Origin of the sequence: Ruminococcus flavefaciens 007c (genome assembly GCF_000571935.1) — a bacterium.
Lineage (GTDB): Bacteria > Bacillota > Clostridia > Oscillospirales > Ruminococcaceae > Ruminococcus > Ruminococcus flavefaciens_F.
In genome coordinates this window covers 38,424-52,203 of the sequence record NZ_ATAX01000006.1, presented here as the reverse complement: position 1 = coordinate 52,203, position 13,780 = coordinate 38,424, and the positions used below count along the sequence as shown (strand labels likewise).

The window sequence follows — 13,780 nt, the reverse complement described above, 5'->3', positions numbered from 1 at the left end:
ATAGGGAGAGGTGGTGATAAAATGCTGACCGGTCAGAAGATTGGAGATTTGAGAACGAAAGCGGGATTAACGCAGGAACAGCTTGCTGATAAGCTCTATGTAACCAGAGCAATGGTATCCAAGTGGGAAAGAGATATCTGTCAGCCTGATTATGGTATGGTCGAAAAGATAGCTGGTATTCTTTCGGTTTCGCCTGATGAAATCATGAGCAGGAGTGATGCAGTCCTCAATGAACTTTACAGCTTTTTATCAGACATCGACAGTAACGATCTACTGAAAGATCTGAATGAATTTCTGTCAACACTGAAAAGCCGTGACAGGAGCGTTTTTATCAGACGATATTATTACCTTGAGGATATTAGCACGATTGCTGAAAACTACAATATTACAGAAAGCAACGTCAGGACTGTTCTTATGAGAACACGGAAGAAATTCAAAAAATATCTTAAGGGGATGATTTCATGAAAAAGAATGATCTGAGGGATGCGTTATCAGGTATCAAAAAGGATTTCATAGCAGAATCCGATGATTTCAAGACAATATCGGCTGATTTTAGGAGGGAAAAGACTATGAAAAATAAAATAGTTATTTCTGCTTTTTGCCTTGTATTCGTTGGAATTGGGACCTTCGGAGTTTTCAACAGTGGACTTCTGAAAAAAGATGTTCTGACGGCAGAAAACGAGATTGATTCCACAATTCCAACTGTGTCAAATACATCAGATAGAAGCGATGAACCTGCAACTTCCGTATCTGCAACAAATCAGCAGGCAACGAACGCAGAGACAAGTACTCCTCATGCAACGGAGAATGGCGAGAGTGTAACTGCGGACAACAGAACTCACAAAGTAATCTGGGCAGAAGATATGGCTACTGTAAACCTGATCGATGATGAAGGTTTTACGAAATGGCATCAATTCAACTCTGTCGGCTACAGACTGTATAATGCACTGGAATCCGGAGAGGAGGATGATGTTTTTGCGATTCTGGCAAGACCGGCAGTTGATTATACTTTCATATACAATGGAAAAACGCTTGAGGAATATGACTCCGATATGTATAACGAACACATCCTTCCAGATCAACTGGAGCAATTATTAAAAGAGGGCGATTCGTTAAAGTATGGAGAGGAGCTTTATAAAACAGGAACTCCAACCGGTGAAAAATGGTATCAGTCCTTATATGAGGAGCGTATTGCATTCTATGGCGAAGCCATTTTAGAGAAATACATTGTCAACGGAGAATTCCTTCGTGAAAAAGTTGAGCAAGATATTTCTACGGCTTTGAATAGTAATGAAGCAACTGTGGCTTATAATACAGCATACGGAGCTTACTTGAATCAGGTTGCAGCATCTATCCACGGAGAACTGCCTACAGAAGTTGTCACTGAGGCAAATGGTATCATTATGTATCTTACCAGAGAAGAGTTTTCCGTATTCTCTCCTGACAGAATTGATGAGTGGTCATTTGATTTAGCTTTTAAGGATGGCAATCTGACGTATCAGTACGGTGGTGATGAATAACTATTCTATTGACCATAGCTTTTGCACACAAGAAACAGGCACGTAGAACGCTCTCCGTACCTTGCTTGTATTCAGAGGACCTCATATTGTGTGGACGTCGGTCCTTAGTGCATCTTCCGTTCGCTGAAGTTCATAGTAATAGACTCTTCGTTTTCAAAGTATAGACGGATATACCATTTAAGATCGTATTGCGGTACGATGCCGGAGTTCTTTACCCGCTTTTTACTGAGGCAGTCCACGGTGTAGGTCTTTTGCAGGAGCGCATCGCCCATATACTTCTCATTTCCGAGAATCAGGCGTATGCTGTTAACGGCAATGTGGATATGGATATCTGCTACAAGGATTTCCCGAACATTATCAAGGGTAAGGGGCTGAATGGATTCAGTAAGACTGAACCGACTCCCACACTTGCCCCCGATGTGCAGGAATCCAATGTTACCGTGACTGTACAGATCGGCAAAGGCAGCTATAAGGGAACGTTGAAAAAGTTATAAAAAACAGGGCAGGTTTTCCTGCCCCTGTACATATTGTAATGCTATTTATAAAGATGATAGACTTTGAATTTTCTCCATTTCATATCTTGGGATACAAACCAGGTAATCATCGCTGCTTGTGTGAAGAACCGTATATTTATATGGAATCAAATAATGATCCGGGATAAAACTCCCCACAAAAGGTATCAGCGAGATCAGTCTTCCTTTCTTTTTTACACCCTCTTTCGCATAAGCAGACGGCTTGCTGTTCTGGATCCAATGCCGGATCCTAGCATTGTTCTCGGAATCTACCCACGGTTCAATCAACGAATAAGGAATTTTTGCAGTTCCGGTCACATCCACAAAATAGAATGCTTCAGCGTCTGCGTAGACAAGGTGCAGGCTGTTATCAAAAAGCAGATTCTTCTTTTGCGAAAAGTCAACCGAAACTTTCTGTGGAAATAGCATTTCAATTTCAACTGCATCATTAGGCACATCCATATCACTGCCTGCCAGCATCGCCATTTCCTCAGATTTCCTTTTCAGTGATGGTCTGCTCACCCATATAGCACCAAACACCAATATCAGCGGATACCCGAAAATAGTCAGCAGTCCAAACATCAGCACAAGATTTGAGTTCATTCCGGCAATATCCCCGCCGATCCATATCACTGCCATGATGATGACAAAGAGAAGCGCTGCTCTTTTGATGTTTTTCTCGAAACTGTCGATCTTGTCGTTGTACTGATATATGGACTCTAAAAGCGCCTTATTTGGAGCTTTTACAATGATATTTTCGGTGTTATCACGATCCTTAAACAAGTTTTTCAACATCTATCTTATCCCTTTCCATTCATATATTACTTTGATTGTCTCCTGCTTATATTATACATCCCATTCCTGAAAAAGTCAATGTGTTACGCCCACATAGCCATCAGGCACAAAAACTCCCCGGAGCTGCTCAAAACGAACAGCTCCGGGGAGCATTATTTCGGGATCATATCTTAGCGAGGTATTATCCCTCAATTGCAATATACTTGTGATTCTCCAGCTTCTTAGGCTCTGCCTTCGGAACGCAGATGTTCAGAACACCATCCTCAAACTTTGCCTTCACATCGGCTTCGGTAACAGTATCACCGATATAGAAGCTTCTCTGCATTGCACCGGCGTAACGCTCCTGACGGATCAGCTTGCCCTTCTTAGTCTTTTCGTCCTTGTCAAGACCCTTTGCGGCACTGACAGTCAGATAACCGTTCTGAAGCTCAAGATTGATCTGGTCTTTCTTGAAGCCCGGCAAATCGATAACGATCTCATAGTGGTCGTCATGCTCATGGACATCCGTCTTCATAACCTGCGCAGCGTGCTTGCCGTACAGCTTCTTCTCCACGTCTCTGCCGAAGTCAGGGAATCTGAAGAAATCATCGAATAAGTTTTCACCGAAAATGCTAGGATACAACATAGGTCAGTCCTCCTTTTTACTCGTCACATTGTTTCCATTGCTTCGAGCAAGGGGACGGAGGGTTCAGCACCCGGATCCTTTGGTGCTTCTCTGTTCCTTTGTTCTGATTATATTATAGCACTCTGAATTAGCACTGTCAAGGGGAGAGTGCTAATTTTCACACAGGTTTCAAATTTTTGACAGAAATGTCACATTAGCTTTTCAGGAGGTATGCTATGGAACAGCAGAAAATCATTGACGAAGTAAACTACCATAAGGCACAAAAGATCACAGAATGACCGTTATGGTCGAGGAAGAATAAAAACAGCCCCGCTCCATTGAAACCAGTGATGCGGGGTTCGCTCTATCTATTCACTTTTCAATACTGATCATCACGCCGATTTGAATCGGAACTCCAGATAGTAAAAGTGGAAACTATAGATTTATTACTTATAAGAACACCAGCTCCCGTGAGGGAGCTGGCTTCTTTTCTTATCGTTATACTGCCTTTTAGTCGTGTGCATTCCGCATGAAAGCGTTTGAAAAACAACTGTTTTTCTTCACATGCGACCGCAAAAATGCATTTAAAATTTTTCGTGTAGAATAATTGCGGGGAATACTATGGAGTATATCAAAAAAGCTGACAATACGATGTTCACCTGAACCACATTTTCATGGTGTCAAGTATCTGAATAAGCTCGGATTCGCTTATTACATAAGGAACCATAGCATACATATATTTCAGGAAAGTTCTGCTGAATACTCCGTGTTCGTATGCGAACTTCTTGAATCCTTCAAGCACTTTTGCGTCATATACCTCTATGCAGACACAGCCGCCCATGATGCGTATCTCTTTTATGCGAGGGTCGGTAAATCCCAACATTTCACGGCGGGTGATCTCCTCTATACGACGTATTTTTGAAATGTAATCCTCTCGTTCAAACAGCTCTATGGATTTTAAAGCCGCACAGCAGGCAAGAGCATTCCCCATAAATGTCGGCCCATGCATGAAAGCATGAGTAGGATCTTCGCTCATAAATCCCTCCCATACTCTGCGGTTTGCTACTGTAACTGCATGACCTATATATCCGCCCGTCAGAGCCTTTCCAAGAACAAGTATATCAGGCAGAACAAGATCAGCCACAAAGCGATTTCCTGTACGTCCGAAGCCTGTTGCGACTTCATCAAAGATCAGCAATACATCATATTGATCGCATAACTGCCTTGCTCTTTCAAGAAAGTAGACATCATACATACGCATTCCGCCTGCACCCTGAAGCAGCGGTTCAACGATAAAACAGGTCAGGCGTTCTCCGTATTCTTCAAATGCCTTTTCAAGTGCGGGTATCTCTGTAGGTATATGGACAACACCACGCTTTTTCTCGCTGTTAACGCCGAACGCAAAGTGATAGTCCTCATCATCACCGACTTCCATAGCCTTGAAGGTATCTCCGTGATAGGCGTGTTCAAGCGAAAGTATCATATCCCGGTCAGAACCTCGGTTTGTGTTGAACTGTAATGCCATTTTTAACGCAACTTCCACAGCAACGCTGCCTGAGTCTGAGAAAAAGCAGTAGTCCAGATCCCCAGGCAGCCATTGTGCCAGTTTGTCAGAGAGCTTCTGAACAGGTTCATGTGTCATTCCGCCAAGCATAATGTGTGCAAATTTTTCAAGCTGACCGCTGATAGCGGCATTGATCTCAGGGTGATTGTAGCCATGAATAACACTCCACCACGAAGATACCGAGTCTATCATGTCTTGACCGTCCTCTGTATAAAGATGAACGCCCTTTGCATGGGATATTTTTATGGGCGCATCAAGTGTTTTCATCTGAGTGTATGGATACCAGATCATATTTTCTCTCCTTTGTCACAAATTCTTTTCAGTGCGTCTTCTGAAATGTCAATATCAGTATCATTCTCACCGACACAGGCAATAACAGGCAGCCCTGTGAGTTTTTCACACATCAGCTTGTTATCCTCTTCCATTACATCGCCCTTGTGAAAGTTGTTCAGTATCAATCCCCGTATCTCCAGACCGTGAGCCTTCATGTATTCACAGGTAAGAACCACGCTGTTGATCGTTCCAAGTCCTGCATCTGCCACTATGATCGTGGGAAGTCCGAGAGCTTTGATAATATCCTCAAGCATGATCTTTTTATCATCGCAGCGTATGGGACACACGATACCGCCGCTTCCTTCGCAGATAACGTATTCATATTCATCGCAGATCTTTTGGAACTGTTCCCTGACCGTACTGATTTCCACAGGATCACCCTCTATCCTTGAAGCGAGATGAGGTGAGACAGCTGTTTCATAAATATAAGGACACATTGTATCAAGAGGCTGCGATATTCCTGAAATTTTCTTTACATAGACAGCGTCACCCGGTATCAGTCTGCCGTTTTCATCACGTTCGTTTCCGCTGACTGCCGCTTTGAAATAGGCAGTGGCACAGCCCGCATCATGGAGCTTCCTGACAAGCAGTGCTGTGATAAAGGTTTTTCCAATATCCGTCCCCGTGCCTGTAACAAATATTCCTTTATGCATTGATATCCCTCCCCGTAGAATAGCCGATCCGGTTCAGCATAGCAATATCTTCACGGATACGATTGCCCGATGTCGTCAGCATATCTCCTGTGATAGCCGAATTTGCACCCGAAAGGAAAGCACGTTCACCACAGTTTGTCATAAGGTTTCGTCCTGCGGCAAGGCGGATATCGGCTTCGGGAACGATAAAGCGGAATATCGCAACAGTCCGCAGAATATCAGACTCGGTGATACGTTCATTGTTTTCGAGAGGTGTGCCTTTAATGGGGATAAGAGCATTTATCGGTATCGAACTTACGCCAAGCTCGCTGAGTGTCAGAGCCATGTCGATACGATCCTGCCAGCTTTCGCCCATACCTATGATACCACCCGAACATATTTCAAGTCCTGCCGCCTTCGCTCTGCGTATGCATTCGAGCTTATCCTCAAAAGTATGTGTTGTGCAGATGTTTTTGAAATTTACTTTCGAAGTCTCTATATTCGCATGATACCTTGTAACTCCTGCACGGCGAAGATCAGAAAACTTTTCTTCTTCCAGAAGACCGAATGAAGCACATAAACCAACATGGTTTTCACATGAAAGGGTACGGTATGTGTCAAGGGCCTTTTCAAACTCATCACCGTTCAGTCTGCGCCCTGCGGTAACTATCGCAAAGCGGTGTACGCCCTGTTTTTCGTTATGATTACATTCAGTTACGATCTGATGCTTATCAAGAAAAGCATATTCTTCGATACCCGTACAGTGATGGGCGGATTGTGCACAGAACTTGCAGTCCTCGGAGCATCGACCGCTTCTGCCATTGATGATACTGCAAAGATTGGCTGTGCCACCGCTGAAATGTTTACGCAGTTTATCTGCACATTCTGTAAGCACGTCTAATTCAGTGTTCAGCAGAAAACTCAGATCATCATTTTTCGTCAGCCTTCTGCCGTTGATTATCTGTTCGGTCATATTCTTGATATCCATTATATTGTTCCTTTCGCATAGATTACAGGCATAAGCCGTTTTGCTAAAGTAGTAGATAATAAGCAGAGTGCAATATCTCCTGGTACTGCAAGCACAAAGCAGTACAGGAACAAAGCGCCGATACCGATAGGGTCACGCAGGTATACTGCACTTATCATATAATAATATAGCATTCCAAGTGCATAAACAACTGCAAGTCCTGTAAAACAGCCGATCAGGATGTGTTTTGTATCAGGTTTTCCGCTGTGAGCAATACATCCGGTAATATATGAGCCTGCAATAAAACCAATAAGATAGCCGAATGTCGGCTGCAACACATAACCTATACCGCCTCCGCCTGTAAAAACAGGCAGTCCTGCAAGCCCAAGAATAACATACAGAGCTGTTGCCGCAGCACCTTTGTTTTTTCCAAGAATGATCCCTGCAAGAGTTGTGAACAGAAACTGCAATGTGAACGGGCAAACAGGGACAGGGATACGAATATATGCGCCTGCTGTTATCAGAGCAGTAAACATTGCTGTCAGAACCATACTTTTTGTTTTGTTTATGTTGTTAATGTCAATCACTTCCTCCGTTCAATATTATAGCACTGCGCAGCTCTAATGTCAACCATTATTTTTATAAAGGTTGACAATAAAAGTGAAACAATTCACCCTAAATAGAACAGCCCTCAGAATTACTGAAGGCTGTTCAGATATTCAGTTCCAATAGGTTATAACCTGATAATGGGATATACGCTTGCAAAAATGCATTTAAAATTGTTTCCTACTGGCTTCTTTTTAAAAAGCGACAGAGAGATTCGTTTTTTTGCAATGCAACGTTTTTGCCTATTTATAGCCGTTTATAAAATTAGTGTAGAATAATTGAGGGGAATAGTATTAATCTGATTGAAATTCATGCGGGGATTTCTTATCTCTGTTCACTTTTCAATGCTGATTGTCACGCCCGACTTGAACCGGAATTCCAGAAAGGACTCGCAGACATTGACGCTTTCCAGCAGCTTCTTCACCAGCGCCTCATCAAACTCCGTGATGGTGCGCGGCTGAGAATTGATGAAATGCAGCAGTTCCTGAATACGCTCCCGGTGCGCAGCTTTGGCGGCATCGTCCATGACGGTCTGTTCCTGCAGTTCAAGCAGTAGAAGTTTAAAATGTCAAAAATAATAGGCTAAGGTTCACACGTTGAGTGCGTAGTTTTGATGTCACGGCAGGAATCATAAAATGCCGATTTATCGCGGATAATTGGCATTTTGCAGTTCAGTAAACAACCAAAATAAGCACTCATTTTCTGTATGTGGGAACACGTAATATAACCTAAAGAGATACAGACAGCATTTCGGCGCACTCGCGATATAAACAGTCTTTTTAAGCACTCGATTTTTTGTGCTTAAAACTGCTGTTTGTAACTTTTAAGTGTGCAGAAATGCTGTCACTCGTTAAAAAGTCCGAAAAATAGAGAAAAATCGTGCTAATCAAAAATTGCGATTGAGGGATAGGGTTGAGTGCTTAGAAATGTTGTCATAGAAACCATTACAAAATAATCCACCACATCAAAGGATATTAGTTATCCAATGATGTGGTGGATTTTATCTTACACTAGCTTATTCAGTACATCACGAATATCCCCATCAATGCAGATACTCTGCTCGACTATCTCATGCTTATTTTGAGTGCGTATGTTATGTTTTGCAACAACACAACAGAACAGATCAACATCGCTATAGTTATCAATATTAAAAACTTGCTTCATAAATCTTGCACGGTCACTCATGAATGATATTCTTATAAAATAAAAAACGCCTCCGAGACGATGTGGTTCAGAGGTGTTTCTCTGTTTCGGTGATACATATTATTCATTTATCTGGAAGAGTGTTCATAGTTTATCCATTGACAAAAACGCTCCTATATGGTAGAATTATAGAAACTACGATATAGGAGTATCTGTGATGAATGGTGGATTTTTGGTAACGAAAATAAAACAGCTTGGGGACAGGATATTCGAGCGGGTTTTATTAAAAAAAGGCATCGATGCCTTCAATGGCGCACAGGGACGTATTCTTTATGCGCTATGGCAGGAGGACGGTGTGCCAATCAAAACCGTGTCGGAAAAATGCGGCCTTGCCATCACATCGCTTACTACCATGCTTGAAAGAATGGAGAAAAGCGGCCTTATCCGCCGTGAACAGGATCAGCAGGATAAGCGAAAAACACTTCTCTATCTTACTGAAAAAGCACATAAATTAAAAGTTGATTATGACGATGTCTCTGCCGGAATGGGCAGGATCTATTATAAAGGCTTTTCGGAAAACGAGATTGTGCAGTTTGAGTCATATCTCGAACGCATTCAAAAAAATCTTGAAGGGTGGCGTGAAGAATGAGCATTTGTATAAAGGATCAGATACAGAACATGAATCTGGTCATCGGCTGTACTGTTGGCTGTCAATACTGCTACGCCCGTAACAACGTGAAACGCTGGCATATGATCGATGATTTTGCCAAACCGGAGTTTTTTCCGGGGAAGCTCAAAATGATGGAAAAAAAGCGTCCGCAGAATTTTCTGCTAACCGGTATGAGCGATCTTGCCGGTTGGCAGGATGATTGGCGGAACGAGGTGTTTGCGAAGATACGTGAAAACCCACAGCACCAGTTTCTCTTTCTGAGCAAGCGACCTGATTTGTTGAGTTTTGATACAGACCTTGATAATGCGTGGTTCGGAGTGACGGTAACGAGAAAGTCAGAACTATGGAGAATCGATGCTCTTCGGAAGAATATCCGGGCAAAGCATTATCATGTGACATTTGAACCGCTGTTTGATGATCCCGGTGAAGTAGACCTTTCCTGCATTGATTGGCTCGTAGTCGGTACCATGACCGGAGCGCAAAGCAAGAAGGTGCGTACCGAGCCGGAATGGGCATGGTCACTTACGGATCAGGCACACGAAGCCGGAATTCCCGTTTTTATGAAGGAAGATCTTGAACCTATCATTGGGGATGAAAATATGATTCAGGAGCTGCCGGAGTCTTTTAATAAGGTATTGGAGGAACAAAGAGCATGGCACAGATAAATATGGACGGCGTTCTCATCGGTGAGGTCGAAACAAAAAATATCATGACAAAATCCAGTCTGCCCGTGGGTGGATATTCTGTGAATCCCTACGTGGGATGTACCCATGCCTGTAAGTACTGCTATGCTTCCTTTATGAAACGCTTTACTGGACATACTGAAGAATGGGGAACCTTTCTCGATGTTAAGCGTTGGCCTGAAATAAAAAATCCGAAGAAGTATTCCGGTCAGCGAGTGGTAATCGGCTCGGTCACTGACGGATACAATCCGCAAGAGGAGCGGTTTGGCAATACAAGAAAGCTGTTGGAGCAGCTTATCGGCAGCGGTGCGGATATCCTGATCTGCACGAAGTCCGATCTGGTAGTGCGTGACATTGACCTGCTGAAAAAGCTGGGACAGGTTACCGTTTCGTGGTCGATAAATACGCTTGATGAGAATTTCAAAAACGAAATGGATGCCGCAGTCAGTATTGAACGCAGAATTGCCGCCATGAAAAAGATATACGATGCAGGTATCCGCACAGTCTGTTTCGTATCTCCCGTATTTCCCGGCATCACAGACTTGGAAGCCATTTTTGAGCGTGTGCATAATCAATGCGATTTGTTCTGGCTTGAGAATCTGAATCTGCGAGGCGGCTTCAAGAAGACAATTATGGATTATATTGCCGAAAAGCGTCCTGATCTTTTGCCACTTTATGATGAGATATACAACAAGCATAATCGCAGCTACTTTGAAGCTTTGGAGAAAAAAGCGGAAGAAATGGCAAAGACATATGACTGTCCGTTCGTGGATAATGAAATGCCATATGGCAGGGTTCCGCAGGGGCATCCAGTAATAGTGGATTATTTCTACCACGAAGAGATCAGAGGGTCGGATAATACTGGAAAACGAAATAAATAAGAAATATAACGTAGAAACGCCTCCGAGCCGATGTGGTTCAGAGGCGTTGCTGCGTCTGTTGGGTTATGCTTTGATCTCGGTGCCGTCCTTGAAGGTCACCCGGATGTCGTCCTTGCTGTGAACGGTGATGTAGTCCACCATCGCCAGCCAGTCTGTTTCCCGGAACTCCGTCAGCGGCTCCCGGCTCCGTAGCTCTTTCAGGTAGGATTCGATCTGATGTTTGCGGGCTTTCCGCTCGGCAATCAGATCGGTGACTTCGGTCTGTCTGCCCTTGGCCTTGTCGAACCGGGCGACCAGCGCATCGTAGCGTTTCTGGTATTCCGTCTGGTCGAGGGCGACATGTGCGTTTTCATTGATGCAGTCTTCGATGAGCTCGGCAGCGATGTTGATTTCCGCTTCCAGCTCGGATTCAGAGCCAGTCTGCATACATCGCAGTTTTTCATGATCTCGCTGAGATCGGTCACTTCACGGTCTTTTCTTCTCATAAGCCGAATATCCTCATATCATCGTCAACATTCGTAATACCCGCAATGCCGAAACTGTCTACAAGAACCTTTGCCATATTCGGAGACAGGAACGCTGGCAGAGTCGGTCCGAGGTGAATATTCTTCACTCCAAGATACAGCAGAGCAAGAAGAACGATGACTGCTTTCTGCTCATACCATGAGATATTGTAAACGATAGGCAGATCATTCACATCGTTAAGCCCGAATACCTCTTTCAGCTTCAGAGCGATAAGCGCCAAAGAATAAGAATCATTGCACTGTCCTGCATCGAGAACTCTCGGAATACCGCCGATGTCGCCTAAGTCGAGCTTGTTATACTTGTACTTCGCACAGCCTGCGGTAAGGATCACCGTGTCTTTAGGCAGTTTTTCAGCAAATTCCTGATAGTAGCTTCTGGACTTCGCTCTGCCGTCACAGCCTGCCATGACTACGAATTTGCGGATAGCCCCCGATTTTACAGCTTCTACAACTGTATCGGCAAGTGCGAATACCTGTTCATGGGCAAAGCCACCGATAATAGAGCCGGTTTCGATCTCGGTAGGCGGAGGACATTTCTTTGCCTGTTCGATGATCGCTGAAAAGTCCTTTGCTTCGCCGTAAGGTGCGTCAATATGCTTACAGCCCGGATAACCTGCGGCACCTGTTGTCCAAAGTCTGTCCTTGTAGCTGTCTTTCGGCGGAACGATGCAGTTTGTGGTCATCAGCACCGGACCGTTAAAGCTCTCAAATTCCTCTTTCTGCTTCCACCACGCATTGCCGTAGTTTCCTGCGAAATGCGGATACTTTTTGAAGAACGGATAATAATGCGCAGGTAGCATTTCCGAGTGCGTATAAACATCAACTCCCGTATCCTTTGTCTGCTCAAGGAGCATTTCAAGGTCTTTCAGATCGTGACCTGAGATCAGTATCGCAGGATTTTTGCGGACACCGATATCAACTGTCGTGATCTCAGGATTGCCGTATGCTGTAGTATTTGCAGCATCAAGGTCAGCCATACCCTGAACGCCGTACTTGCCGACTTCCAGCGTGAGAGCCACAAGGTCATCGACCGACAGACTGTCATCAAGTGTTTTAGCAAGAGCCGACTGTAAGAAAGCATCAAGCTCCTCATCATCATTCAGCAGAGCGTTTGCGTGTTTTGTATATGCCGCAAGTCCTTTCAGACCGTAGGTTATCAGCTCACGCAGAGAGCGTATATCCTCATTCTCTGTTGCAAGTACGCCGACAGTCTTTGCTTTCTCGGTATAGTCCGAACCGTTCCAAAGAGCTGCTTCGGGGAGAGATTCTTTATTCTGCACCTGTCCGAGCAATTCTTCTTTGACTGCAAGTGTTTCAGTAACCTTAGTGGTAATGCTGTCGAGATCGAAATTTGCATTGGTGATCGTGATAAACAGGTTCACGCTGATAAGATGATTAACAGTCTTATCGACAGTCTTTCCCTCTGCACGGAGCTGAGTTGTCACCGCAGACAATCCCTTTGTAACGTACACAAGCAAGTCCTGCATTACTGCGACTTCAGGCTGTTTACCGCAGACACCGCAAGCGGTACAACCCTTACAGCCTGCTGTTTCCTGACACTGATAGCAAAACATTTTCTGTTCCATGATATATCCCTCCATTATTTTCTTATCTCAACGATACTGCCGTCCGGCGAAATAACTGCAACTTCAAGCGGAATATCCTTACCGCTTGCTTCTATCGCACGTTTTATCGCATACTCCATACCTCCACAGCATGGTACGGTCATTCTTGTGAGAGTGATGCTCTTTATATCGTTATTTCTGAATATCTCTGTCAGCTTTTCAGCGTAATCAACGGCATCGAGCTTCGGACAGCCGATGAGCGTAATCTTCCCACGGATAAAATCATGGTGGAAGTTCCCGTAGGCGTAAGCTGTGCAATCGGCAGCGATAAGCAGATCAGCACCGTTGAAATAAGGTGCATTTGTGGGCAGGAGCTTTATCTGTATCGGGAACTGTCGCAGACAGCCTGGAACACGAACATCGCTGTCATCTTCTTTTGGCGTAAAGCTCTGCAATGCAGAACCCGGACAAGTGAAACCGCTGCAAGCGGACTTTTTCTGCTTGTTTGCCTGTACCGCCTTTTCGTCATAAGCCGCCGCTTCACGCTCGGTGAAGTGGATAGCGTCCATGGGACAAGCAGGGAGACAGTCACCGAAGCCGTCGCAGAAATCGTCACGCATGAGCTTAGCCTTGCCGTTCACAATAGCGATCGCTCCCTCATGGCAAGCCTTAGCACACAGACCGCAGCCGTTGCATTTTTCTTCGTCTATTTCAATTATTTTCCGTATCATAGCAATACCTCCTTGACTTTCTGTATCCATTATAGTATAATCAAAGGAGA

Annotated in this window: 16 protein-coding genes; 6 read left to right on the top strand and 10 right to left on the bottom strand. The window is 44.2% G+C overall.

Annotated features, from left to right (window positions below):
* The first annotated feature begins 21 nt into the window (after positions 1 to 21).
* The 3 genes from RF007C_RS16155 (at position 22) to RF007C_RS00865 (ending at position 2,014) form a co-directional block, all read left to right on the top strand.
* The gene (locus tag RF007C_RS16155; protein ID WP_051456456.1) at positions 22 to 465 is read left to right on the top strand and encodes a helix-turn-helix domain-containing protein; all 444 of its coding nucleotides are present in this window, start codon (positions 22 to 24) and stop codon (positions 463 to 465) included.
* Positions 462 to 1,520 carry a hypothetical protein gene (locus RF007C_RS00870; protein ID WP_037296476.1) on the top strand — a complete coding sequence of 353 codons (1,059 nt, stop codon included), beginning with the start codon at positions 462 to 464 and terminating at the stop codon, positions 1,518 to 1,520. The genes RF007C_RS16155 and RF007C_RS00870 overlap by 4 nt, the downstream gene beginning before the upstream one ends.
* 251 nt (positions 1,521 to 1,771) lie before the next feature.
* Entirely contained in the window at positions 1,772 to 2,014 is a 243-nt protein-coding gene (locus RF007C_RS00865) for a hypothetical protein (protein ID WP_037296475.1), read from the top strand.
* A gap of 45 nt (positions 2,015 to 2,059) precedes the next feature.
* Here the strand turns inward: RF007C_RS00865 and RF007C_RS00860 are convergent, their stop codons facing one another.
* The 7 genes from RF007C_RS00860 to RF007C_RS00830 all read right to left on the bottom strand — a co-directional run bounded on the left by RF007C_RS00860 (position 2,060) and on the right by RF007C_RS00830 (position 8,059).
* Complete coding sequence (locus tag RF007C_RS00860; RefSeq protein WP_037296474.1) at positions 2,060 to 2,827, bottom strand: hypothetical protein; 768 nt, start codon at positions 2,825 to 2,827, stop codon at positions 2,060 to 2,062.
* A gap of 181 nt (positions 2,828 to 3,008) precedes the next feature.
* Positions 3,009 to 3,452, bottom strand: coding sequence for an Hsp20/alpha crystallin family protein (locus RF007C_RS00855; RefSeq protein WP_019679684.1), 444 nt, complete (start codon positions 3,450 to 3,452; stop codon positions 3,009 to 3,011).
* A 634-nt stretch (positions 3,453 to 4,086) separates the two neighbouring features.
* A complete protein-coding gene (gene bioA / locus RF007C_RS00850; RefSeq protein ID WP_037296473.1) occupies positions 4,087 to 5,286 on the bottom strand; it encodes an adenosylmethionine--8-amino-7-oxononanoate transaminase in 1,200 nt (399 codons plus the stop codon).
* On the bottom strand, positions 5,283 to 5,981 hold the full coding sequence (gene bioD, locus RF007C_RS00845; RefSeq protein ID WP_037296472.1) for a dethiobiotin synthase: 699 nt from the start codon (positions 5,979 to 5,981) through the stop codon (positions 5,283 to 5,285). The genes bioA and bioD overlap by 4 nt, the downstream gene beginning before the upstream one ends.
* The gene (gene bioB, locus RF007C_RS00840) at positions 5,974 to 6,942 is read right to left on the bottom strand and encodes a biotin synthase BioB (protein ID WP_193385743.1); all 969 of its coding nucleotides are present in this window, start codon (positions 6,940 to 6,942) and stop codon (positions 5,974 to 5,976) included. The genes bioD and bioB overlap by 8 nt, the downstream gene beginning before the upstream one ends.
* 5 nt (positions 6,943 to 6,947) lie before the next feature.
* A complete protein-coding gene (locus RF007C_RS00835) occupies positions 6,948 to 7,478 on the bottom strand; it encodes a biotin transporter BioY (RefSeq protein WP_037296562.1) in 531 nt (176 codons plus the stop codon).
* Between the two features lie 389 nt (positions 7,479 to 7,867).
* Positions 7,868 to 8,059: a hypothetical protein gene (locus RF007C_RS00830; protein ID WP_037296470.1), complete on the bottom strand. Its 192-nt coding sequence runs from the start codon at positions 8,057 to 8,059 to the stop codon at positions 7,868 to 7,870.
* Between the two features lie 834 nt (positions 8,060 to 8,893).
* Between RF007C_RS00830 and RF007C_RS00820 the strand changes: the two genes are divergently transcribed.
* The 3 genes from RF007C_RS00820 to RF007C_RS00810 are packed head-to-tail and all read left to right on the top strand — an operon-like array spanning position 8,894 to position 10,910.
* On the top strand, positions 8,894 to 9,325 hold the full coding sequence (locus tag RF007C_RS00820; protein ID WP_037296468.1) for a radical SAM mobile pair system MarR family transcriptional regulator: 432 nt from the start codon (positions 8,894 to 8,896) through the stop codon (positions 9,323 to 9,325).
* Positions 9,322 to 10,011: a radical SAM mobile pair protein A gene (locus RF007C_RS00815; RefSeq protein ID WP_037296467.1), complete on the top strand. Its 690-nt coding sequence runs from the start codon at positions 9,322 to 9,324 to the stop codon at positions 10,009 to 10,011. The genes RF007C_RS00820 and RF007C_RS00815 overlap by 4 nt, the downstream gene beginning before the upstream one ends.
* Positions 9,999 to 10,910: a radical SAM mobile pair protein B gene (locus RF007C_RS00810; RefSeq protein ID WP_037296466.1), complete on the top strand. Its 912-nt coding sequence runs from the start codon at positions 9,999 to 10,001 to the stop codon at positions 10,908 to 10,910. The genes RF007C_RS00815 and RF007C_RS00810 overlap by 13 nt, the downstream gene beginning before the upstream one ends.
* A gap of 63 nt (positions 10,911 to 10,973) precedes the next feature.
* On the opposite strand, the gene RF007C_RS00805 is transcribed toward RF007C_RS00810, so the two are convergent.
* From RF007C_RS00805 to RF007C_RS00795, 3 genes are read right to left on the bottom strand one after another with little or no spacing between them, the layout of a single operon-like run.
* Positions 10,974 to 11,336, bottom strand: coding sequence for a hypothetical protein (locus tag RF007C_RS00805; RefSeq protein ID WP_051456455.1), 363 nt, complete (start codon positions 11,334 to 11,336; stop codon positions 10,974 to 10,976).
* A 55-nt stretch (positions 11,337 to 11,391) separates the two neighbouring features.
* On the bottom strand, positions 11,392 to 13,020 hold the full coding sequence (gene hcp / locus RF007C_RS00800; RefSeq protein ID WP_037296465.1) for a hydroxylamine reductase: 1,629 nt from the start codon (positions 13,018 to 13,020) through the stop codon (positions 11,392 to 11,394).
* 14 nt (positions 13,021 to 13,034) lie between these two features.
* The gene (locus tag RF007C_RS00795) at positions 13,035 to 13,730 is read right to left on the bottom strand and encodes an ATP-binding protein (RefSeq protein ID WP_037296464.1); all 696 of its coding nucleotides are present in this window, start codon (positions 13,728 to 13,730) and stop codon (positions 13,035 to 13,037) included.
* Positions 13,731 to 13,780: the final 50 nt, after the last annotated feature.